The organism is Microlunatus speluncae (genome assembly GCF_009299835.1).
Classification (GTDB): Bacteria; Actinomycetota; Actinomycetes; order Propionibacteriales; family Propionibacteriaceae; genus Microlunatus; species Microlunatus speluncae.
On record NZ_VKCZ01000014.1, the window covers coordinates 472,196 to 493,380 of the forward strand.

Sequence of the window (21,185 nt, forward strand, 5' to 3'; positions counted from 1 at the left end):
ACACCGGCGACTGCCCGATGACGGCTCCGGCGATCGTCGTCGGCGGCGGCATCGCCGGTCTGACGGCGGCGGTCACGCTGGCCCGGTCGGGCCGGCGGGTGCTGCTGCTGGAGGGATCGTCCCGCCTCGGCGGCAAGATCATTCCGATCGCCCCGGACGGCGTCGGCCTGGACGGCGGCCCGGAGTCCCTGCTGGCCCGGCGGCCGGAGGCGGTACGGCTGGCGGAGTCGCTCGGGCTGCCGCTGGTGCATCCGACCGGGGCGACTTCCCGGTTGCTGATCGACGGCCGGCCGCGGCCGTTGCCCCGGCAGGCGATGGGCATCCCGGTCGACCTCGCCGGACTGGCCGAGCTGCTGGAACCCGGCGACCTGGCCCGGGCCGAGCGCGAACCTGACCTGCCGGCTCCGCCGCTGACCGGCGATGTCGGCATCGGGGCCTACGTCGACGCCCGGTTCGGCCCGGCGGTGACCGACCGGCTGCTGGAACCGATGCTCGGCGGGGTTTACGCCGGCCGGGCTCGGGACCTGTCCTTCGAGGCCGTGAACCGGCCGCTGTTCGAGCGCGCCCGGTCCGGCGGCTCGCTGCTCGCCCATGCCGCCGACCTGTCGTCGGCCGGTGCCGGAGCGGGCGGACCGGTGTTCGCCGGCGTGCCCGGCGGTGTGGCCCGGTTGGTGACCGCCCTGGTCGCCGAGCTGGGCCGGCTCGGCGGTGAGATCAGGACGGACACGACGGTACGGAAACTGGACCGCGGCCCGGGCGGCTATCGGCTCGAGGTCGGGGCCGCGACGCGGACGCCGCTGGCGGACCGGGACGTGCTCGCCGCGGAGTCGGTCGTGCTGGCCGTGCCGGCGGTGCCGCTGAGCCGGCTGCTGGCTGGGCTGGCGCCGGAGGCCGCGGCCGAGGTCGCCCGGGTGCCGTACGCGTCGATGGCGGTGATCACGTTGGTGGTCCGCGGTTTCGCCGGCGACGGTTCGGGCCTGCTGGTGCCGCCGGGTGCGCTGCCGACGATCAAGGCGTTCACCCACTCGTCGATCAAGTGGGACTGGGTGGCCGAGCAGGCTCGTGCCGCCTGGGGCGAGGACGTCACGGTGATCCGGGCCAGCGTCGGCCGGGTCGGCGAGGAACGGCTGCTGCAGCTCGACGATGATCAACTGGCCGACCGGACCTTCGCCGAAGCCCGGGAGCTGGTGCCCGGTTGGCAGCGCAGCGAGTTGATCACCCGGGTGGTGTCCCGGTTCGGTGGCGGATTGCCGCAGTATCTGGTCGGGCACACCGGCCTGGTCCGCCGGCTGCGGACGGCCGTAGCGGCCCAGCCCGGGCTGGCCGTCTGCGGCGCCCTGCTCGACGGGGTCGGGATCGCGGCCTGTGTGGCCAGCGGGGCCGCCGCCGCGGAGGTCGTCGGCGGTGCCGGCAGCAATGATCAGGATGAAGATCGAGGAGAACGGTGATGAAGGCACGCGAGATCAACGACACGATCCGGTACACCATGTGGTCGGTGTTTCGCCGGCCGAGCGAGCCCGTTGATCAACTGCAGGCCACGGCGGCCGAGCAGGCCATCGCCGAGGCGATCGGTGATCGTGATCTTGAGATCCGCGGCTGGTACGACGTCGCCGGACTGCGGGCCGACGCCGACCTGATGGTCTGGTGGCACGCGCCGGAGATCGAGATCGTGCAGGACGCCTACCACGCGCTGCGCCGGTCCGGGCTGGGCCTGACCCCGGTCTGGTCCCAGGTCGCGCTGCACCGGCCGGCCGAGTTCAACAAGGGTCACGTACCCGCGTTCATGTCCGGTGAGGATCCGAAGGCGTACCTCTGTGTGTATCCGTTCGTCCGCTCCTACGACTGGTATGTGCTGCCGGACGAGGAGCGCCGGGCGATGCTGCGCGAGCACGGCCAGCTGGCCAAGCCGTATCCCGACGTCCGGGCCAACACGGTCGCCTCGTTCGCGCTCGGCGACTACGAGTGGATCCTGGCGTTCGAGGCCGACGAGCTGCACCGGATCGTGGACCTGATGCGGGAGTTGCGCAAGTCCAAGACGCGGCTGCACGTCCGCGAGGAGATCCCGTTCTACACCGGCCGCCGCCGCGAACTGACCGAGCTCGTCGCCGCCTGGTGATCCGGCTCGCCGGTCGGTCGGTGAGGCGCTAACCTTTCGGCCCATGGCTGATCTGCGGGAGCCCGCTGCCGTGTCCGACGGGGTCGAATCGGAGGGCCCGCGCCCGCCGCGGCAGTCGGTCGATCCACGGTGCCGGCAGTGGTGGACGAGCCAGTGGATCGTCTGGATCCTGATCTTGGTCCTGCCACTGGCGGTGCTGGGCATCCTGATCGCTCCGGCCCGGCTCTGGCTGCTGCTGCCGGCCTTGATCATCGCGATCGCCGGGGTGGTGGGAGCGGTCGCCCAGCCGCGGTTGAGCTACCGGATCCACCGGTGGGAGGTGACCGATGACGCCGTCTATTCCCGGACCGGTTGGCTGTGGCAGGAGTGGCGCGCGGCACCGCTGTCCCGGATCCAGACGGTCGACCTGGTCCGCGGGCCGGTGCAGCAGCGCTTCGGCCTGGCGACGGTCACGGTGACGACGGCGTCGGCGAGTGGCGCGGTCAAGCTGGAGGCGTTGGACGCCGACCGGGCCGAGGAACTGGTGCAGCGGCTGACGGTGCTGACTCAGGGCGTGGCGGAGGATCAGACGACCGCCGACCGGGACGCGACATGATCACGACGGCCGACGGACCGGATTGGCAACGGCTGCACCCGCGGACCACTCTCGCCGGCGTCGTGCTGGCGGCCGGGGCGTTGATCGCCGCCGGGGTGCCGGTGGCGATCGCCTTGCTGATCGGGGGAGTGGCCCCCGGCTGGGTGGCGTTCTGGGTGGGCGGGTCCGTGGTGGTGCTGACCGCCGGCGCGGCCGTGATCGAGATCTTCCGGGTGCGGGCCACCGACTACCGGATCCACGGTGACCGGCTCGAACTGCGCTTCCGCTTGATCGGGTCCAGCATCCGATCCCTGCCGCTCCAGCGGATCCGTGCCGTCGACCTCACCGCCGATGTGGTCCAGCGCCGGTTGGGCTTGTCCGCCGTCCGGTTCGGCACCGGGGACCAGACCGGCACGGAGTTCCGGCTGATCGCGGTCGCCACGGAGACCGCTGAGGACCTGCGGACCGCGATCCTCGGCGAGGTCGCGGGTCGGGCCGGCCGGGACCGGACCGGGCGGCTGGCCACGTTCGAGCCGGCCTGGGTCCGTTACGCCCCGGTCAGCCTCGGCACCCCGGTGATCGGCATCGGGGTGTTCGGAGCGGCGACCCAGGTGGCCAGCTGGTTCGACGCGGTGCCGACGCTCTGGCGTACGGTCTCCGGGCTGATGGCGGCGATCCCGCTGCCGCTGCAGATCCTGATCTTGCTCGCGGTCGCGCTGGTGATCGGCGTCATCGGCTCGGTGGCCCTCTACGTGGAGTCGTGGTGGGGCTATCAGCTCGATCGCGATGCCGACGGGACCCTGCATCTGCAGCGCGGCCTGCTGGTCCGCCGATCGAGCTCGTTCCAGGGGGCCCGGATCCGCGGCGTCACGCTGCTCGAACCGCTCGGCTACCGGCGGACCGGCGCGGCCATGCTGCGGGTGGTCGCGGTCGGCGTCGAGACGTCGCAGCAGGACGAGTCGAAGCACCAGGTCAGCTCGACGATCGTGCCGCCGGCGCCGCGGTCGGTGGCCACCGCGGTGGCCGAGGCGATCACCCGGACTCCGGTGCCGGCAGAGCTGCGGGCCCATCCGCCGGCCGCCGCGCATCGGCGCTACCGCTGGTCGGCGGCGATCTTCGTGACCGTCCTGGCACTGCTCGCCGTGCCGGCGATCCTGCTGGCGCCCGAGCTGTGGTGGCTGGTCGGCGGCGCGGCCGTGATCGGCGCTCCGGTGACCTGGTTCCTGGCTCGCGATGCCGCGGCCGGGCTGGGTCACCTGATCATCGACGACCGGGTGATCCTGCGGAGCGGCTCGGTGTTCCGGAGCACCGAGGTGCTGGCCCACGACGGCCTGCTCGGCTGGAATCTGAAGCGATCACCGGCCCAACGCCGGCTGGGTCTGTGCACGCTGGTCGCGACGTCGGCGGCGAGCCCCGGGCAGTTCCGGCTCCCGGACGTCGCCCCGGCTCAGGCGGTCGAACTGCAACGGACCAGCGGCCCGGTGTGGGACCGGCTCTGGGAGCGGTCGGTCAGCGGATGAACTGATCGACGAAGTCGGCGCCGAGGCCGACCCGCTCGTAATGGGCGCGGCACAGATTGATCTTGGTCCAGACGTCCTCGTAGCCGGTCTGCTTCCCCTCGGCGTCGACGTAGATCATCGCGCCGGTGACGTTGAAGAACGTGATCATCTCGGTGCAGTCCTCGGGCACGGCCAGGGTGTGGATCTCGCCCGGCGGCTCGTAGACGAAGTGACCTTCCTCGGCCACCCAGTCGTGCTCGTGGTAGTGCCAGGTGCCCTTGATCACGTAGCCGAAAACGGCGGCCGGATGCCGGTGCCGGGACACGATGCCGGAGCGGGTGACCTTGAGCAGATTGCACCACTGGCCGAGCACGGTGTTCAACATCAGCGGCCGGAAGAACACCTGGCTCTCCTGCTCGACCCACAGCCGGTCGTCGTCCGGGATCGCCGGGATCGCGATGTCGCGGAGCAGGTCGTTGACGTTGCCGTCCATGCCGTACGTCCTCTCAGGGTCGTTTCACTAGGAAGCGTGATAGCCGCCGTCGACCGGGAGGACGGTGCCGGTGATGAACCGCGCCGCGGGGGAGGCGAGGAAGGTGATCACTTCCGCTACCTCCTCGGGCGCGCCCCAGCGGGCCAGCGGCGTCCGGTCGAGGATGCGCCGTTCGACCTCCGGGTCGGACCGGACCTGCGCGGTCATGTCGGTGTGGATCCAGCCCGGCGCGACCGCGTTGACCCGGACGCCGTCGGCGGCCCAGCGCACCGCGAGGGCCTTGGTGAGCTGGGCGACGCCGCCCTTGCTGGCGGTGTAGCCGGGCACCCGGGCGCCGCCGAAGAAGCTCCACATCGAGGCCACGTTGATGATGCTGCCGCCGCTCGCGGCGAGCAGGGGATGGGCGGCGACACAGCCCCGCAGGGTGCCGGTCAGGTTGACCTCGAGCACCTGAGCGAACACGTCCGGCTGGTATTCGGTCTCGTGCCTGATCATGCCGGCACCGTTGATCAGCACGTCCAGCCGGTCCTGGCCGGTGATCAACTGCTCGAGCTCGTCGGGCCGGGACAGATCCAGTTCGACCACCTCGGCGGCCGCCGGCCCGGGCCCGGGCCCGGGCAGCCCGGCCGCGATCACCCGCGCGCCCAGCCGCCCGAACTGGTCGGCGACCGCGCCGCCGATGCCACCGGTGCCGCCGACGACCAACACCGTCCGCCCCTGGAACAGGTCCGGCCGGAACGTCGCCGCGTCCACCGCCACGGTCAGCCCCGGAGCCGGTCGGTGACGCCCTGGGTCCGGGGATCGTCGTCGAGCGGGTAGGCGACGAACGCGAGCCGGTCCCCGGTCGGCGCCCAACTGTTGACGTTGATCGTGCCCTGGCCGCCGAAGAAGGCGAGGTGTTGCACGGCGCGGCTCCAGTCGCCGGCCCGGACAACCTTCAGTTCGACGTGATGATCGGCCGGGTGGCCGAGCGTGCCGGCCGGGAAGCTGAGATAGCACCCCAGGTCGCCGACCGGCGCGAGATGCGGGAACCAGTCGACCCGATCGCTGGTCAACAGGCGTTCGAAGCCGGTCCCGTTGCGCCGGACCCGGGCCAGTTGGGCATGCCCGGGCTGCTCGGTGAAGGATTCGGTGTTGAGCAGCAGCCACTCGCCGTCCGGGCTGTATTCGGGTCCGTCGCAGTGGCCCGCCCCGACGTCCACCAGCCGCCGTTCGCCGCCGGCGACGGGCAGCACGGCCAGCCGGCCCGGTACCCCGAACTCGCCGCGGGGAAGCTCGACATAGGCGAGTTCGAGCCCGTCGGGACTGACCCCATGCAGGTAATGCGCCGTGTCCGGGGCGTCGGTGATCCGCTCGGCCGGGCCGCCGGCGAGCGGGGCCCGATAGAGCTGGCCGTCATTGGCGGAGATCACGATGGTCTCCCCGTCCGGGTGCAGCACGTGATCGTTGTTGACCGGCGGCAGCCCGTCCAGCTCCAGGCCCGTGAGCTTTCCGTCGGCCAGGTCCACCCGCCAGAGCCGGCCGTCGCCGTTGACGATCAGGCTGTCGCCACTGGCCAGCCAGTTCGGGGCCTCCAGCAGCACCTCCCGGGAGCCGAGCAGCCGCTCCACCCGGCCGGTAGCCGGCTCGGCGATCCAGATCTCGGTCTGCTGGCCGGGCCGCAGCTCACGGCCGCGCCACAGTGACCGATCGTGGGACTGGGGTTGATCCGTCAAGGGGGCCTCCATCGCCGCTCCGAGTGATCATCTCGACTCAGCATGTCATGCCCGCCCGATCAGCTCAGGTCCGGTTCCAGGCTCAGGCTGACCGAGTTGATGCAGTAGCGCAGGTCGGTCGGCGTGCCGTACCCCTCACCCTCGAAGACGTGCCCGAGGTGCGAGTCACACGTCGCGCACCGGACCTCGACCCGGCGCATGCCCATCGACTCGTCCTCGATGTAGCGCACCCGCTCCTCGGCCAGCGGTGCGAAGAACGACGGCCAGCCGCAGTGCGAGTCGAATTTCGTGTCGCTGCGGAACAGCTCGGTCCCGCAGGCCCGGCAGCGATAGACGCCCGTTGTCTTGGTGTCGGTGTATTCGCCGGTGAAGGCGCGTTCGGTGCCGGCCTCGCGCAGCACGTGGTATTCGGCCGGCGAGAGCTGGGCCTTCCATTCGGCCTCGGACTTGATCACCTTGCCGACCGTGCTGGCCGGTCCGCCGGATTCCGTCATCTGGTCCTCCCTGGATCTCTCGCCACAACCTCACCCGGCGCCAGCGTATTCCGGTCGCCGGCTCCTATGCTGTCGCCATGGCCACCCCAGCGATCGAGCTGACCGTCGGTGAACGTACGGTCCGGGTCTCCAGCCCGGACAAGATCTACTTTCCCGAGGTCGGGCTGACCAAGATCGACGTCGTCAATTACGTCATCGCGGTCGGCGACGGCTTCCTGCCGGCGCTGCAGGACCGGCCGGTCACGATGGAGCGCTGGCCCGGCGGCTATTCGCCGGACGCGAAGCTGAGCACCCGGGAGAGCCGGTTCGGCGAGGCGTTCTATCAGAAGCGCGCACCGGCCAAGGGGATGCCGGACTGGGTCGAGACGACGACGATCACCTTCCCGTCGGGCCGGACCGCGACCCAGGTCTGCGTCACCGAACTGGCCACCATCGTCTGGATGGCCCAGTTGGGCACGTTGCGCTACCACCCGTGGGCGGTCAGCCGGGCCGACACGGAGCAGGTCGATCAACTGCGGATCGATCTCGACCCGCAGCCGGGCACCGACTTCTCCGATGCGGCGACTGCGGCGCTGGAGCTGCGATCGGTGCTGGCCGATGCCGGGCTGACCGGATTCTGCAAGACCAGCGGCGGCCGGGGCGTCCACGTATTCGTACCGATTCGCCCCGACTACGGCTTCATCGAGGGTCGCCATGCGGTGATCGCGCTCGGCCGCGAACTGGCCCGCCGGATGCCGGACCGGGTCACCGTCGACTGGTGGAAGGAGGAACGCGGCGAGCGGATCTTCATCGACTTCAATCAGATGGCGCGCGACCGCACCATCGCCTCCGCCTACTCGATCCGGCCGATGCCGACCGCGCAGGTGTCCGCCCCGCTGACCTGGGACGAGTTGCCCGATGTCTCGCCGGAGGACTTCACCGTGCCGAGCATGCTCAGCCGCTTCGCGGAGCACGGTGATGTCTGGGCGCCGTTCTACGCCACCGAGCCGGCCGGCCTCGAGACCGCGCTGGAGATGTACGAACGCGACGAGCGTGATCATGGTCTGGGGGAGATGCCCTACCCGCCGGACTACCCGAAGATGCCCGGCGAACCGCCGCGGGTCCAGCCGAGCAAGAAGGTGGCCGATCACTGGGACGAGGACGGCCAGCGGGTCGAGACGTAATTCCCTGGACCCTTGCGATCGCAGGGCACTAGGCTGTGATCACGTCACGCGGAGCGGAAGGAGGTGTGCCAGACATGATCACTCATACTGTGCGCAGCCTTGTCGCTCCTTTGTGTCGCTGACGTCCGGCGACGGGTTGCGCTCCTGAATCCAGGAGATTGCATGACTGTCAAGATCAGGACGATCACCTTCGATGCCGGGCCCGACCACTATCAGGTGGGCAGGTTCTGGGCCGAGTTGCTCGGCTACGGTGACGCTCCCGACAATCCCAACCACCCGGACGATCCGGAGACCCGAATCGTCGGGCCCGACGGCGGACCGGGGATCCTGTTCCTGCCCGTGCCGGAGTCGAAGTCGGTCAAGAACAGGGTCCATCTCGATCTCGAGCCGGAGGGCGAGACCCGCGACGAGCTGGTGGCCCGGGCGATCGGACTCGGTGCCCGGCTGGTCGCCGATCACCGTGAACCGGACGGGCGCGGCTTCGTGCAGCTGGCCGATCCGGCGGGCAACGAGTTCTGTGTCGAGCGCTCGACCGCCGAGCGGACGGGGTCCGGTCAGCCGGCCACGTAACTGAGAAACAGCGTCTGGTCGTCGGCGAGCAGGATCCGGTCGGGCCGGAATCCGGGGGCGGGGGAGATCCAGTCCCCGTGCACGGTCCGCGGGGCCTCGCCGCCGACGACCGTCGGCGCCAGCGTGATCGCGAGTTCGTCGACCAGGCCGGCGGACAGCAGTCCGTGGTGTAGTCGAGGTCCGCCCTCACAGAGCATCCGCGGCAGTCCGCGCTCGACCAGCCGGGCGATCACCCGGGCCAGATCGACGGCGCCGTGCCCGAGCTGCCAGACGTCGATCCCGGCCGATCGGAACGGCTCGATCACGGCGTCGTCATGATCATCGGTGCTGACGATGATCACCGGTCCGCCGTGCCCGTCGGCCGGCCGGGCCAGCTCCGGGTCGAGCGACAGGGTCGCGGTGACGATCACCAGGACCGGGAAGTCGGCCAGGCCGATCCGCTGCCGCAGTTCCCGCTGCCACGGTGCGAGGTCGACGGCCCGGTAGCCCTCGACCCGGGCCGTGCCGGCGCCGACCAAGATCACGTCGGCCAGAGCGCGCTGCAACGCGAACAGGTGGTGATCACTCTCGGTGTTGATGCTGCCCGACCGGCCGTCCGGTCCGTAGATCGAGCCGTCCAGGGTGGTCACGAAATTGGTCCGTACCCAGCGGCCGTCCGGGCCGACCGGATGGTCGTAGAGGCGCTCCAATTCCGACTCGGTCAGGGTCTTCGGTGGCCGGCCGGACTCGTCGTAGAGGAGACGCACCCGATCATCCTCGCATCCGCTGCGGAGCCGGTCGAAGATCAGGCAGAATGCCCGCATGGCGAAGTCCTCGAAGTCCAAGGATGGCAAGAGCGGAAAGAGTGGCAAGGGCGGGAAGACGGCGAAGGAGCCAACCGCGCCGACCGCGGTCACCCTGGCCGACGGTGATCGTCTCGGCCCGCTGCTCCGGGTGCCGCAGGGCGAGGTCGACCTGACCCGGTTCGACCCGCGCGCGACGCCGGGCTTCGCCGGCAGCAAGACCGATGCTCCGGCCGCGATCGCCGCCCTGAGCCCTGAGCTCGGCGAGTTGCAGGAGCGGCTGTTCGCCGCCGGCCGCGCGGAGCCGGAACGCGCCCGGCGGATCCTGCTGGTGCTGCAGGGGATGGACACCTCGGGCAAGGGTGGCGTGCTCCGGCACGTGATCGGCCTGATGGATCCGCAAGGCACCTCGATCAAGGCGTTCAAGGCGCCGACCGAGGAGGAGTTGCAGCACCACTTCCTGTGGCGGATCGAGCGCGAGCTGCCGCAGCCGGGCATGATCGGGATCTTCGACCGGTCGCAGTACGAGGACGTACTCGTCGCTCGGGTCAACCAGCTGGTGCCCGAGCACGTCTGGTCCGCGCGCTACGACGAGATCAACAGCTGGGAAGCCGACCTGGTCACCAGCGGCACCGTCGTGATCAAGTGCTTCCTGCACCTGTCGAAGGACGAGCAGAAGGCCCGGCTGGCCGAGCGGTTGGAAGATCCGACGAAGTACTGGAAATACAACCCCGGTGATCTTGATGCGCGGGCCCGCTGGGACGACTACACGACGGCCTACACCGACGCCCTGCACTACTGCAATCCCGACACCGCGCCCTGGTACGTGATCCCCGCCGATCGCAAGTGGTACCGCAACTGGGCGATCACCCGGCTGCTGATCGAGCACCTCCGTGAGCTCGACCTGGGCTGGCCGGCGGCCGACTTCGACGTCGCGGAGGAGCAGCGCCGGCTGGCGGCGAGTTGATCACTCGGCGAGCTCAGGGCTCGGTCGGGATGACGCGGAGTCCCCGACCGACGGCGGCGCCGGCGAGCCGGTGATCGAAGGTCAGGACTCTCGCCGAAACCTGTTCGGCGGCCAACAGGACGCAGCAGTCGGGCATCCGCAGCGCGGTGCGGGCTCGGAGCGTGGCCAGCCGTAGCGGAGCGTCGGTGCCGAGCTCGACCGTTCCGATGGGAATCTGAGCCAAGCGATTCATGATCGTTTCCCCGGCGCCTTCGCGCACCGGGCCGACCAGCACCTCGGCCATCGTGATCGGACTGGTGGCGAAGCCGTCCTCGGCCTGCTCCTGCAGCAAGGCCGTGGCGCGCTGATGATGCGCGTCCGATCGGTCCAGATAGGCGATCAGCACGCCGGCATCGACGACGATCACTCCGGCCAGTCCTCCCGCAGCCGCTCCAGGTCGTCGCGGTCGTACAACCCGGTCCCGGCACCGGCGTTGGTCTCGATCACGGCCCTGCGGTCCGCGATGACCTGCCGGTCCTCCTCGGCAATGGCGCGGCGACCCGCCTCCACCAGGTGGAGCAGCAGCCTCGAGGCACTGTCGGCGTCCGCGGGCCAGCGTCGGCGGGCCAGTCCGAGGGTCTCGGCCAGCTCGTCCGTCTCGGTGAGGACGATCCGCGGGCGCGTGGTCGGCATGCCGCAAGTGTAACACCGTATCTCTGGTGTTGCACCGGCACCGGGAGGATTGACCGGTGGGACGCCCCGGACCATGCTCGACTTCATGGCCTCACACCACGACTTCGACGCCGTCTATTCCGGCGACGAGCCCGCACCCTGGCAGATCGGCGGGCCGCAACCGGCACTGGTCGAAGCCCTCGATCGAGTCGCCGTCGCGGATCCGGTGCTGGACGTCGGCTGCGGCACCGGTGAGCTGGCGATCTTCGTGGCGGAACGAGGCCACCGCGTGGTCGGCGTCGATCTGTCGGCCCCCGGCATCGACCGGGCCCGGGCCAGGATCGCCGGCCGGGACCTGGACCTGACCTTCGAGGTTGCCGACGCCACCCGGCTCGTGGACCTCGACCTCCGCCCCCGAACCGTCCTCGACTCCGGCCTGCTGCACTCCCTGGACGAGACCGGCCAGCGGGCGTACGTCGAGGGACTGCGCGCGATCTGCGATCCGGGCGCCGTCGTCTGCGTGCTGGCCGTCTCGGCGGCCGCCGGCATGAACTGGACGCTGACCCCGGACCGGCTGGTCGAGCTGTTTCCCGAGCCGGACTGGACCGACACCTCGATCCGGTCCACCGAGGTCGTCGCCGGCGCCGACCACCACCTGCGACTTCCAGCCCTCCTCACCGTCACCCGCCGCGCTGGAGCCGACCGGACCTGATGATCTTGACCGTTGTCCCGGCCCGGGCTGACGGTCGCCACAGGATCCGCTGAGTTCCAGGCGCGAGTCGCCTTCGTCTCCCGTTCAGCCGGCAGCGACTTTGAGCTTGGGTCGGGAAACGACGCGGCCGAGAGGGCGGGAGGGCGCGGGCGGCCCAATCGGCCGGCCGCCGGTAGCGCAGCGACTGAGTGCGGTGCTCGCTCGCGGCGGGCCTGACCGGTCCGGGGTGCGTTTGTCGACCGTGGTGGAGAAATGATCGCCTGCCGGGCGGGGGGTGGTGCGGAAGTCGACCGTGGTGGAGAAATGATCGCCTGCCGGGCCGGGGTGGTGCGGAAGTCGACCGTGGTGGAGGAATGATCATCTGCCGGGCGGGGGTGGTGCGGAAGTCGACCGTGGTGGAGGAATGATCATCTGCCGGGCGGGGGTGGTGCGGAAGTCGACCGTGGTGGAGGAATGATCGCCCGCCGGGCGGGGGGTGGTGCGGAAGTCGACCGTGGTGGAGAAATGGTCGGCTGGGGGGCGGGGGTGGTGCGGAAGTCGCCACAGGTAGAGAAGTGCTTGCCGGCCGGGCCGGGGATGGTGCGGAAGTCGCCACAGGTAGAGAAACGCCCGGGGAGCGGTCCGCTGACCGGTTGGCAGAGAGATGGCGCCCGCGGTGTCCAGATCGCCAATTTCTGGATGGGTTGCCGGTTGCTGGGTTGCCTCCGGGTCCGCCCTCCGCTTCTGCTGCGGGGCGTCGAGCGAACTAAGCGATCCCTGCTCGCTAGCTCACATCTCAGCGACCTGCACGGCCCGGGTTCGCGTCGAGTGTGAACTTATCCACCTGAAATCGGTCGCTTCGACGTGGATAAGGTCACTCTCGGCGCTGCTGGACCGGGAGTCGACATCGAGCGGACGGTTTGGTCAGGGTCAGACGTAGATTCGCGCCCAAAGTGACCACTCGACGAATGCATCCGATCCCAGTGCCGGACCGGTAGCCGGCCGCGATTCCCGCGGACCGCTCCAACCCGGCCCTCCTTGGCGCGTCTTTTCCGACCATCAGGCCGAACCCCAGGAGAGGGCGCTCAGGGAAAGGAAGGGCGGGTCAGGCGCCGACCACGGTGAGGTGGCGGGCGGGGCGCTCGTCGGCGGTTGCGACCTCGTCGATGTCGATCAGGTCCATGGCGGCGACGACGTAGCGGGAGACGATGATCGAGGCGACCTCCGACGCCGCGCCGATCGGGGCGGCGATGGCCACGGCGCGGGCGGCGTGGGCGAGTTCGGCCTGGCGGACGAAGGCGGCGTCGGGAGTGAGGAACCAGCTGCCGACGGCGATGTGGCGCCGGCCCTGGGCGTGCAGGGACCGGATCGCGTCGGCGATCGACGGCCCGGAGCCGCCGGTGGCGACGAGGCAGGGCAGCTTGTGCCGGGTGGACCACTGCCGGGCGCGGCGGGCGAGCAGGGCGGTGCTGCGGACGTCGGTGGTGGTCTCGGTGGACAGGACCAGGCCGTCCAGCTGATCGACCCGACGGGACTTGAGGGCGTCGCGGAGCCGCTGGTCGATCACCGACAGCAGCTTGGCCTCGGGGCCGATCGGCGCGGCGGCGATCACCCGGAGACCCGGGTGGGCGGCGCGGATCTGTGCGATCAGCGCGGCGGTCTCCGGCTGCCGCGGATGGGCGTCGCCCAGCTGCAGCGGCACCACGACCACCTCGGTCACGCCGCGGCCGGCGAGCTTGCCGGCGACCTGGAGGCAACGCGGGTAGCCCTGGTCGAGGAAGGCGACGGCGACGTCCAGCTCCGGCCGTACGGTCTGCAGCATGGCGCGGAGCTCGTGGCTGACCTGGGCTACCCGGGGATCGGCGCCCCCGGTGCCGAGCAGGATGAGAGAGGGTGCGGTCATGGTCTTCCCCTTTCGGGATCGGTACTGCGGTGCGTCTCGGAAGGCTCCGAGGAAGTCACGGTGGCCACCGACGTCGGACCGGCCATGCCGGCACCCAGGGTCCAGCCGTCGGATTCGTCGACCAGGATGAAGGCACCGGTGGTCCGGTGCTCCCGGTAGCTGTCGATCGGCAACGGTGAGGCGAGCCGCAGTCGGACCCGGCCGATGTCGTTCAGGCCCAGCTCGACCGCGTCGGTCCAGGCCGGGCGCGAGCGCAGCCCGAGATCAAGATCAAGAGTGCCGTCGATGCCGGCCACGATCGCCTTGCTGATCGCCGTACCGTGCTGCACCAGCACCCTCGCGCCGACGCTGAGCTTCCGTTCGGCCAGCCAGCAGACCGTCGCCGAGATCTCCCGGGCCGGGGCCGGCGGGGCATCGGTGGCGGCGAGGATGTCGCCGCGGGACAGGTCGATGTCGGCGTTCAGCCGGATGATCACCGACTGTCCGGCGACCGCCTCGTCCAACGGGCCGTCCGGGGTGTCGATGCCGGCGATCGCGGCATGGGTGCCGCGCGGCAGGACGACGATCTCGTCTCCGGCCCGGATCCGGCCGGATTCGATCTTGCCCGCATAGCCGCGGTAGTCGCCGTCCACGACCGGCGTGCTCGCGGCCCAGGCGGCCCGCGGTGCGTGCTGCGGCCTGATCACCTGCTGTACCGGGAACCGGAAGTCGGCGCCCACCGCGGTCGGGGTGTCGTCGACCGACTCGAGGAAGCCGAGCACGGTCGGACCTTCGTACCAGGGGGTCCGAGTGGACCGGCTGACGACGTTGTCGCCCTCCAAGGCCGACACCGGGATGCAGCGGGTCTCGCCGACCCCGAGGGCGCGGGCGAGCACGGCGAAGTCGGTGGCGATCTTGGTGAAGACGGCCTCGTCGAAGTCGACCAAGTCGAACTTGTTCACCACCAGCAACACATGCGGTACGCGGAGCAGGGCGGCGACCGCCAGATGCCGGCGGGTCTGCTCGACCACGCCGTTGCGGGCGTCGACCAGCAGCACGATCACATCGGCGGTCGACGATCCGGTCACCGTGTTCCGGGTGTACTGCACGTGCCCCGGGCAGTCGGCCAGGATGAACTTCCGGGCCGGCGTGGTGAAGTAGCGGTAGGCGACATCGATGGTGATGCCCTGCTCCCGCTCCGCCCGCAGGCCGTCGGTCAGCAGCGCCAGGTCGGCCCGATCCAGGCCGCGGCGCTTGCTCACCTTCTCGACATGATCAAGGGTGTCGCTGAGCACCGAGTTGGTGTCGTACAGCAGCCGTCCGACCAGCGTGGACTTGCCGTCGTCGACGGAGCCGGCGGTGGCCAACCGGAGCAGGGTGCGCCCACCGGTGGGGGGCGAGAGCCGCGTCGGCATCAGAAGTACCCCTCCCGCTTGCGGTCTTCCATGGCGGCCTCGCTCAGCCGGTCGTCGGCGCGGGTCGCGCCGCGCTCGGTGATCGTGCTCAACCCGACCTCGGTGATCACATCGGCCACGGTGGTCGCGTCGGACAGCACGGCCGCGGTGCAGGACATGTCGCCGACGGTGCGGTAGCGGACCGAACGGAGCTCGATCTTGTCTCCGTCCCGCGGCGGCGTCACCGCGGTGACCGCGATCCACATCCCGTCGCGCTCGATCACCTCGCGCTCGTGCGCGTAGTAGATCGACGGCAAGTTGATCTTCTCGGCCGAGATGTAGTCCCAGATGTCGAGCTCGGTCCAGTTCGACAGCGGGAAGACCCGGACGTGCTCACCGGGCAGATGCCGGCCGTTGTAGAGCGACCACAGCTCCGGCCGCTGATTCCGCGGATCCCATTGTCCGAAGGCGTCACGCAGGCTGAAGACGCGCTCCTTGGCCCGGGCCCGCTCCTCGTCGCGGCGGCCGCCGCCGAAGACGGCGTCGTGCTTGCCGTCGGTGATCGCGTCCAGCAGCGGCACGGTCTGCAGCGGATTCCGGGTGCCGTCCGGCCGCTCGGTCAGCCGGCCGTCGTCGATGTAGTCCTGCACCGAGGCGACCTTCAGCCGGGCGCCGTAGAACTCGACCGACTCATCGCGGAATTCGATCACCTCGCCGAAGTTGTGCCCGGTGTCCACGTGCAGCACCTCGAACGGGATCGGCGCCGGCCAGAACGCCTTGGCCGCGAGATGCAGCATCACCACCGAATCCTTGCCGCCGGAAAACAGCAGCACCGGGTTGGCGAAGGTCGCCGCCACCTCCCGGAAGATGTGAATCGATTCGGATTCCAGGGCCTGCAGCTCGGTCAGCGGACGGAGGACGTCCTGGCTCATCGCGACTCCTTGTCGTCGTCGTCGGTTCCTGGACTCGGTGCCGCCGCGACCGCGGTCAGCGATTCGACCAGCGAACGGCCGAGGCGGACCGAGGCGTCGAGGTCGACCTCGGCCGTGTCGATCACCAGGTCGGGGTCGGCCGGTGCTTCGTACGGGTCGTCCAGCCCGGTCAGTCCGGTCAGCTCGCCGCTCCGCGCCTTGGCGTACAGGCCCTTGACGTCGCGGGACTCGGCCACCGCCAGCGAGGTCGCGACGTGGACCTCGGCATAGCGCACCCCGTGGCTCGTGTGATCGGCCCGGACCCGGTCCCGGGTCGCGGCGTACGGCGCGATCACCGGCACCAGGACGACCACGCCGTGGCCGGCCAGCAACCGGGCGACGTAGCCGATCCGGGTGACGTTGAGGTCGCGATGGTCCTTGCTGAAGCCGAGCTCGGTCGACAGGTACGGCCGCACCTCGTCGCCGTCGAGCACCTGGACCCGGGTCCCGGCAGCCGCCAGTTCGGCGGCCAGCGCGTGGGCGATCGTCGACTTGCCGGCCGACGGCAGCCCGGTCAGCCACACGGTGGCGCCGGCCGCAGTCGGGGCCGTCGTCGGCGCCGGGTCAGCGGCGCGCTGGTCGAGGTTCGTCGTCATCAGTGGATCCCGCATTCGGTCTTGGCGAGTCCGGCCCACCGGCCGGCCCGGGCGTCGTCGGCGGCGGCGCGCTGGGTGCACGGCGCGCAGCCGATCGAGGCGTAGCCGTCATCCAACAGCGGATTCACCAGCAGCCCGTTGTCTTCGATGTAGGACGCTACCGCGTCGTCGCTCCAGCGGGCGATCGGCGCGAGCCGGACCATCTTGCGCTTGTGGTCCCAGGACACGATCGGCGTGTTGGCCCGGGCGGGGGAGTCGGCCCGGCGGATCCCGCTGGCCCAGGCTGCGTACCCTTTCAGCGCGTTGTCCAGCGGTGCGACCTTGCGCAACGCGCAGCACTGGTCGGGATTGCGGCCGAACAGGTCCTTGCCGTGCGCCGCATCCTGCTCGGCCACGGTCTGCACCGGGGTGATCGTGATCAGGTTGATGTTGTGGACGGAGGCCACCGCGTCCCGGGTACCGATGGTCTCGGCGAAGTGGTAGCCGGTGTCGAGGAAGATCACGTCGATCCCGGGCGCCACCTGCTCGGCCAGGTGGATCAACACCGTGTCGGCCATCGAGGACGTGACGACCAGGCCGTCGGCGAACTGATCACGCCCCCAGCGCAACACGTCCAACGCGTCGGCCTCGGCCAACTCACGGTTGGCCTCGGCCACCCGGGCCCGGAGCTCGCGCTCGTCAAGATCATGATCACGAAGATCAACAGTGCTGGTCATCAGGACTCCGATCCGTCCCCGGCCGGTCGGAGACCGAGGAACTTGATCGAAAACGCTCGCCAGCAGCTGCGGCATTCCCATCCGCCGCCCTCGATCGGAAACAACGTCTCCTCGGCGCAGTACGGGCAGTACATGATCGCCTGCCGCGTCGCCGTCGTACCCTCGCTCATCGGATGCGCCCGGTGATCATGACAGCAGGCTCTCGTCGGCCCGGCCGACCCACTGGGCGAACCGTTCGTCGTCGCCCTGCCGATCGGCCAGATAGGCCTTCGCCACTCGCTCGATGTAGTCGGGCAGCTCCTGGGCGGTCACCTTGTGGCCGCGCAGCTTCCGGCCGAAGCCGGCGTCCAACCCGAGGCCGCCGCCGAGATGGACCTGGTAGCCCTCGACCTGGGACCCGTCCGGGCCCGGCACCAACTGGCCCTTGAGCCCGATGTCGGCGGTCTGGATCCGGGCGCAGGAGTTGGGGCAGCCGTTCAGGTGCACGGTGATCGGATGGTCCAGCGAGCCGAGCCGGGACTCCAGCTCGGTCACCACCCGCGCGGCCTGGGCCTTGGTCTCGACGATCGCGAGCTTGCAGAACTCGATCCCGGTGCAGGCCAGCACCGAGCGGCGCCAGGCGTTGGGGTCGGCGGACAGCCCGAGCTCACCGGCCGCGGCGATCAGCGAGTCGACCCGGTCCTCGGCGACGTCGAGCACCAGCAGCTTCTGCATCGGCGTGGTCCGGATCCGGTACGAGCCGTGCGCCTCGGCGAGGTCGGCCAGCTTGACCAGCGCCTCGCCGCCGGTGCGACCCGCCATCGCGGAGAAGCCGACGAAGAAGTTGCCGTCCTGCTGCCGGTTGATCCCGACATGATCACCGGGCGCGGTCGGCGTCGCCGGCGCCGGACCGTCGATCAGCTTCCGCTTCAGATACTCGGACTCCAGCACCTCGCGGAACTTCTCCGGCCCCCAGTCGGCGACCAGGAACTTGATCCGGGCCCGGCTGCGCAGCCGGCGGTAGCCGTAGTCGCGGAACACCGCCACCACGCCTTCCCAGGCCTCGGCCACCTCGTCGACCGGGATCCAGGTGCCCAGCCGTTGCGCGAACATCGGATTGGTGGACAGGCCGCCGCCGACCCAGAGATCGAAACCGGGGCCGTGCTCGGGGTGTTCGACGCCGACGAAGGCGACGTCGTTGATCTCCGGCACCACGTCCTGCGACGGGTGACCGGTGATCGCGGTCTTGAACTTCCGCGGCAGGTTGGAGTATTCGGGATCGCCGATGTAGCGGTCGGCGATCGCCCGGATGGCCGGTGTCGGGTCGATGATCTCGTCCGCCGCGATGCCGGCGACCGGCGATCCGAGGATCACCCGCGGGCAGTCGCCGCAGGCTTCGGTCGTGCTCAGGCCGACGGCCTCCAGCCGGCGCCAGATCTCGGGTACGTCCTCGACCCGGATCCAGTGCAGCTGGACGTTCTGTCGGTCGGTCACATCGGCGGTGTTGCGGCCGAACTCGACCGAGATCTGCCCGATCACCCGCAGCTGCTCCGTGGTCAGCGCGCCGCCGTCGATCCGGACCCGGAGCATGAAGTATTCGTCGTCCAGCTCGTGCGGCTCCAGCGTCGCGGTCTTGCCGCCGTCGATGCCGGGCTTGCGCTGGGTGTAGAGCCCGAACCAGCGGAACCGGCCGCGCAGATCACCCGGGTCGATGCTGGCGAAGCCGCGGTGGGCGTAGATGTTCTCGATCCGGGCCCGGACGTGCAGCGGGTTGTCGTCCTTCTTGGCCTGCTCGTTCGCGTTCAGCGGCTCGCGGTAACCGAGCGCCCACTGGCCCTCGCCCTTCTTACGCCGGGCCGGGCGCACGGTCTTGCCGGCCGCGGCGGTTCGCGGCGGGCGGGCGGGGGTGGGGCGGTCGACTGTCGTCATTCACGGTCCTCGGTCGGGGTCATCCGGGCTGGGTACGGAATCTGGGTCCGCACGCTGTGCTTCCGGTTGGGCGAGGGCGATGCTCTCTGGGTGGCCGGCGTACCCGCACACGCTGCGGCCTGGTCGCGATCAGCGATGATGAGAGGAAGGCGGACAGATCATCGACTCCGTCCGGCCGTAATCAACGAAGCGGCGCTCCGTCAACCCGGGCGACGCGTGCTCGCCGGGCAACCGGCGGAGGCTTCGCGTGGTCGGGCTCATGCCATCAACGATCCGTCAGGCCCAGGACATCCACCAAACGGTTTCCCAATATCCGGTACGGATGCCCGTGATATGAGACAGGCCGGTGGACAGGGCGTCAATCGCCCTTCTTGTCCAAATAGTCAGACACCTTGCTGGCGCGGTTGCCGTGGATCCCGGACAGCGCCGGCCAAACGTCATCCAAGGCCGCGTTGAAAGCCGCTCCGATCAGGACCGCGAGCGAGCTCACGTACAGCCAGATCAACAGCGCGATCGGCGCGGCCAGCGGCCCGTAGACCGAGGTGGCGCCGACCGAGGCGTCCAGCACCACCCGGAGCCCGGCGCCGCCGGCCAGCCAGATCAACAGGGCCAGGACCGCGCCGGGCAGGTCGGCCCGCCACCGGGTCCGGACCGGGACCGAGAGGTGATACGCGGTGGCCAGCAGGCAGACGGAGAGGACCAGCACGATCGGCCAGTAGAGGTTGGCCACCATCCGGGCCGGCTCGGGCAGCACCCAGTGGACGAAGGTCGGTCCGGCCAGCACCAGCGGCAACAGCACCACGCCCGCGACCAGGAAGACCAGATAGAGAAGGAAGGACAGGGCCCGGGTCCGGATGATGCCGCGGTGCCCGCCGAGCCCGTACATGATCGAGATCGCGTCGACGAAGACGCCGAGCGCGCGCGAACCCGACCACAACGCGATCAGGAAGCCGATCGACACGACCTCGAACCGGCCGCTGCCGAGCACCTCGTCCAGCGTCGGCGCAATCACGCCGTTGACCGCGTCGGAAGAGAGGGCGCGGCCGGCCAGCAGCAGCACCTGCTCGCGGAAATTGGCGATGTCGGCCACGTCGTAGCGCTGCGCGATGAAGCCGATCGCGCCGGCCAGCCCGAAGATCAGCGGCGGCAGCGACAGGATCGCGAAGAACGCCGCCTCCCCGGACAACCCCATCACCCGATTCCGGACGCAGGCTCTGAACGTGCCGGCGATCACCCGCCCGACTCCACGCACCACCCGCCGCACCCGCCGCGGCAGCCGCCCCACCGCCGCCGCGATCCCACGCCGAGCCGCCGCAATCATCCGGCCAGGGTAGGTCCCCCAATTCCGCCGACCCGTCACCAATGCACGCGATTTGGCGGCGTGTCGGTGCACAAGTGGCGTCTCGGCTCAGCCGAAAGCGGTCTCGAGTCGCCGGAAGGCACTCGGTGCCGGCGGGCATTCGAGCGCGTGCAGGATGTCCGCGGCACAGTCCGCGGCCGAGCGATGCGTGGTGTCGACGGTCAGGTCGTAGTCGCCGTGGGCATGGACCAGGCCGAGCTGGGCTGCCGCCGTCCCGGGATCGCGGTCGCCCCGGGCCAGTTCGCGCCGGGTCAGTTCGGCCGGATCGCAGTGCACGCCGACGAAGAACACGGCGAATGGCTGGAAGAGTTGCAAACAGTCCGCCAGCCGCCACGGCTCGCCCAGCAGATGGTCCATGATCACGTCGTTGCCGGCGGCGGCCATCCCGGCCACCGCCCGGTGAAAGCCGGCCCGGGTCCGGCGCAGCGTCTCGGTCAGTGCCGGCTCGTCGAGCGCCAGGGTCTGCGCCTTGGCCCGCATCGCGTTGAGGTCGTCCACAGCGAGCCGGAACGCCGGGCCCGGCCAGCCGGCCAGCAACTCGGCCGCGATGCTCGACTTCCCGGACGAGGAGGTCCCGTTGAGCAACACGATCCGGCCCGGCTCCGTCATGGCTCCAGTCTGGCCATCCGGGCCGGTTGACAGC

Annotated in this window: 23 protein-coding genes; 8 read left to right on the top strand and 15 right to left on the bottom strand. The window is 70.3% G+C overall.

The genetic code is table 11. From position 1 onward, the window contains the following. Positions 1 to 17 precede the first annotated feature (17 nt). Genes hemG through FNH24_RS18960 form a run of 4 tightly spaced genes read left to right on the top strand, consistent with a single transcriptional unit; the run spans position 18 to position 4,210 of the window. Positions 18 to 1,448: a protoporphyrinogen oxidase gene (gene hemG, locus FNH24_RS18945; protein WP_152363762.1), complete on the top strand. Its 1,431-nt coding sequence runs from the start codon at positions 18 to 20 to the stop codon at positions 1,446 to 1,448. Next, complete coding sequence (gene hemQ / locus FNH24_RS18950; protein WP_152363763.1) at positions 1,448 to 2,116, top strand: hydrogen peroxide-dependent heme synthase; 669 nt, start codon at positions 1,448 to 1,450, stop codon at positions 2,114 to 2,116. The genes hemG and hemQ overlap by 1 nt, the downstream gene beginning before the upstream one ends. A 43-nt stretch (positions 2,117 to 2,159) precedes the next feature. Further along, the gene (locus FNH24_RS18955) at positions 2,160 to 2,711 is read left to right on the top strand and encodes a PH domain-containing protein (protein WP_152363764.1); all 552 of its coding nucleotides are present in this window, start codon (positions 2,160 to 2,162) and stop codon (positions 2,709 to 2,711) included. Then, entirely contained in the window at positions 2,708 to 4,210 is a 1,503-nt protein-coding gene (locus tag FNH24_RS18960) for a PH domain-containing protein (protein ID WP_152363765.1), read from the top strand. Before FNH24_RS18955 ends, FNH24_RS18960 begins: the two co-directional genes overlap by 4 nt. Here FNH24_RS18960 and FNH24_RS18965 read toward each other — a convergent pair. Genes FNH24_RS18965 through msrB form a run of 4 tightly spaced genes read right to left on the bottom strand, consistent with a single transcriptional unit; the run spans position 4,200 to position 6,891 of the window. Continuing rightward, positions 4,200 to 4,682, bottom strand: a complete 483-nt coding sequence (locus tag FNH24_RS18965) for a 2,4'-dihydroxyacetophenone dioxygenase family protein (RefSeq protein ID WP_152363766.1) — start codon at positions 4,680 to 4,682, stop codon at positions 4,200 to 4,202. The two genes, FNH24_RS18960 and FNH24_RS18965, sit on opposite strands and share 11 nt — an antisense overlap. Positions 4,683 to 4,709: 27 nt before the next feature. Beyond that, on the bottom strand, positions 4,710 to 5,441 hold the full coding sequence (locus FNH24_RS18970) for an SDR family NAD(P)-dependent oxidoreductase (protein ID WP_217428303.1): 732 nt from the start codon (positions 5,439 to 5,441) through the stop codon (positions 4,710 to 4,712). Between the two features lie 2 nt (positions 5,442 to 5,443). Continuing rightward, positions 5,444 to 6,397, bottom strand: coding sequence for a TolB family protein (locus FNH24_RS18975; protein WP_217428304.1), 954 nt, complete (start codon positions 6,395 to 6,397; stop codon positions 5,444 to 5,446). A 59-nt stretch (positions 6,398 to 6,456) separates the two neighbouring features. Then, positions 6,457 to 6,891, bottom strand: a complete 435-nt coding sequence (gene msrB, locus FNH24_RS18980; RefSeq protein ID WP_152363768.1) for a peptide-methionine (R)-S-oxide reductase MsrB — start codon at positions 6,889 to 6,891, stop codon at positions 6,457 to 6,459. Between the two features lie 77 nt (positions 6,892 to 6,968). On the opposite strand from msrB, the gene FNH24_RS18985 reads away from it, so the two are divergent. Further along, positions 6,969 to 8,054 carry a DNA polymerase domain-containing protein gene (locus tag FNH24_RS18985; RefSeq protein WP_152363769.1) on the top strand — a complete coding sequence of 362 codons (1,086 nt, stop codon included), beginning with the start codon at positions 6,969 to 6,971 and terminating at the stop codon, positions 8,052 to 8,054. 162 nt (positions 8,055 to 8,216) lie between these two features. After that, on the top strand, positions 8,217 to 8,624 hold the full coding sequence (locus tag FNH24_RS18990) for a VOC family protein (RefSeq protein ID WP_152363770.1): 408 nt from the start codon (positions 8,217 to 8,219) through the stop codon (positions 8,622 to 8,624). Here the strand turns inward: FNH24_RS18990 and FNH24_RS18995 are convergent. Continuing rightward, entirely contained in the window at positions 8,609 to 9,427 is an 819-nt protein-coding gene (locus FNH24_RS18995) for a dihydrofolate reductase family protein (protein WP_152363771.1), read from the bottom strand. The genes FNH24_RS18990 and FNH24_RS18995 overlap by 16 nt on opposite strands. A 94-nt stretch (positions 9,428 to 9,521) precedes the next feature. Here FNH24_RS18995 and FNH24_RS19000 point away from each other — a divergent pair, with 94 nt between their 5' ends. Continuing rightward, positions 9,522 to 10,373, top strand: coding sequence for a PPK2 family polyphosphate kinase (locus FNH24_RS19000; protein ID WP_175047898.1), 852 nt, complete (start codon positions 9,522 to 9,524; stop codon positions 10,371 to 10,373). A gap of 13 nt (positions 10,374 to 10,386) precedes the next feature. Here the strand turns inward: FNH24_RS19000 and FNH24_RS31515 are convergent, their stop codons facing one another. Both FNH24_RS31515 and FNH24_RS31520 read right to left on the bottom strand, forming a co-directional pair. Continuing rightward, entirely contained in the window at positions 10,387 to 10,779 is a 393-nt protein-coding gene (locus FNH24_RS31515) for a type II toxin-antitoxin system VapC family toxin (protein ID WP_161606204.1), read from the bottom strand. After that, positions 10,776 to 11,045, bottom strand: coding sequence for a hypothetical protein (locus FNH24_RS31520; protein ID WP_161606205.1), 270 nt, complete (start codon positions 11,043 to 11,045; stop codon positions 10,776 to 10,778). Before FNH24_RS31520 ends, FNH24_RS31515 begins: the two co-directional genes overlap by 4 nt. A gap of 85 nt (positions 11,046 to 11,130) precedes the next feature. Here FNH24_RS31520 and FNH24_RS19010 point away from each other — a divergent pair, with 85 nt between their 5' ends. Next, complete coding sequence (locus tag FNH24_RS19010; protein ID WP_152363774.1) at positions 11,131 to 11,736, top strand: class I SAM-dependent methyltransferase; 606 nt, start codon at positions 11,131 to 11,133, stop codon at positions 11,734 to 11,736. Positions 11,737 to 12,820: 1,084 nt separating this feature from the next. Here FNH24_RS19010 and FNH24_RS19015 read toward each other — a convergent pair. The 8 genes from FNH24_RS19015 to FNH24_RS19055 all read right to left on the bottom strand — a co-directional run bounded on the left by FNH24_RS19015 (position 12,821) and on the right by FNH24_RS19055 (position 21,151). Continuing rightward, positions 12,821 to 13,618 (bottom strand): sirohydrochlorin chelatase, encoded by a 798-nt coding sequence (locus tag FNH24_RS19015; RefSeq protein ID WP_152363775.1) that lies wholly within the window; start codon positions 13,616 to 13,618, stop codon positions 12,821 to 12,823. Further along, the gene (locus FNH24_RS19020; RefSeq protein WP_152363776.1) at positions 13,615 to 15,012 is read right to left on the bottom strand and encodes a sulfate adenylyltransferase subunit 1; all 1,398 of its coding nucleotides are present in this window, start codon (positions 15,010 to 15,012) and stop codon (positions 13,615 to 13,617) included. Before FNH24_RS19020 ends, FNH24_RS19015 begins: the two co-directional genes overlap by 4 nt. Next, positions 15,012 to 15,923 (bottom strand): sulfate adenylyltransferase subunit CysD, encoded by a 912-nt coding sequence (gene cysD, locus FNH24_RS19025; RefSeq protein WP_152363777.1) that lies wholly within the window; start codon positions 15,921 to 15,923, stop codon positions 15,012 to 15,014. The genes FNH24_RS19020 and cysD overlap by 1 nt, the downstream gene beginning before the upstream one ends. After that, on the bottom strand, positions 15,920 to 16,558 hold the full coding sequence (gene cysC, locus FNH24_RS19030; protein ID WP_152363778.1) for an adenylyl-sulfate kinase: 639 nt from the start codon (positions 16,556 to 16,558) through the stop codon (positions 15,920 to 15,922). Before cysC ends, cysD begins: the two co-directional genes overlap by 4 nt. Beyond that, complete coding sequence (locus FNH24_RS19035; protein WP_152363779.1) at positions 16,558 to 17,274, bottom strand: phosphoadenylyl-sulfate reductase; 717 nt, start codon at positions 17,272 to 17,274, stop codon at positions 16,558 to 16,560. Before FNH24_RS19035 ends, cysC begins: the two co-directional genes overlap by 1 nt. A gap of 186 nt (positions 17,275 to 17,460) precedes the next feature. Next, entirely contained in the window at positions 17,461 to 19,182 is a 1,722-nt protein-coding gene (locus FNH24_RS19045; protein WP_152363780.1) for a nitrite/sulfite reductase, read from the bottom strand. 358 nt (positions 19,183 to 19,540) lie between these two features. Continuing rightward, entirely contained in the window at positions 19,541 to 20,503 is a 963-nt protein-coding gene (locus FNH24_RS19050; RefSeq protein WP_152363781.1) for a YihY/virulence factor BrkB family protein, read from the bottom strand. Between the two features lie 87 nt (positions 20,504 to 20,590). Next, entirely contained in the window at positions 20,591 to 21,151 is a 561-nt protein-coding gene (locus FNH24_RS19055; protein ID WP_152363782.1) for a chloramphenicol phosphotransferase CPT family protein, read from the bottom strand. Positions 21,152 to 21,185: the final 34 nt, after the last annotated feature.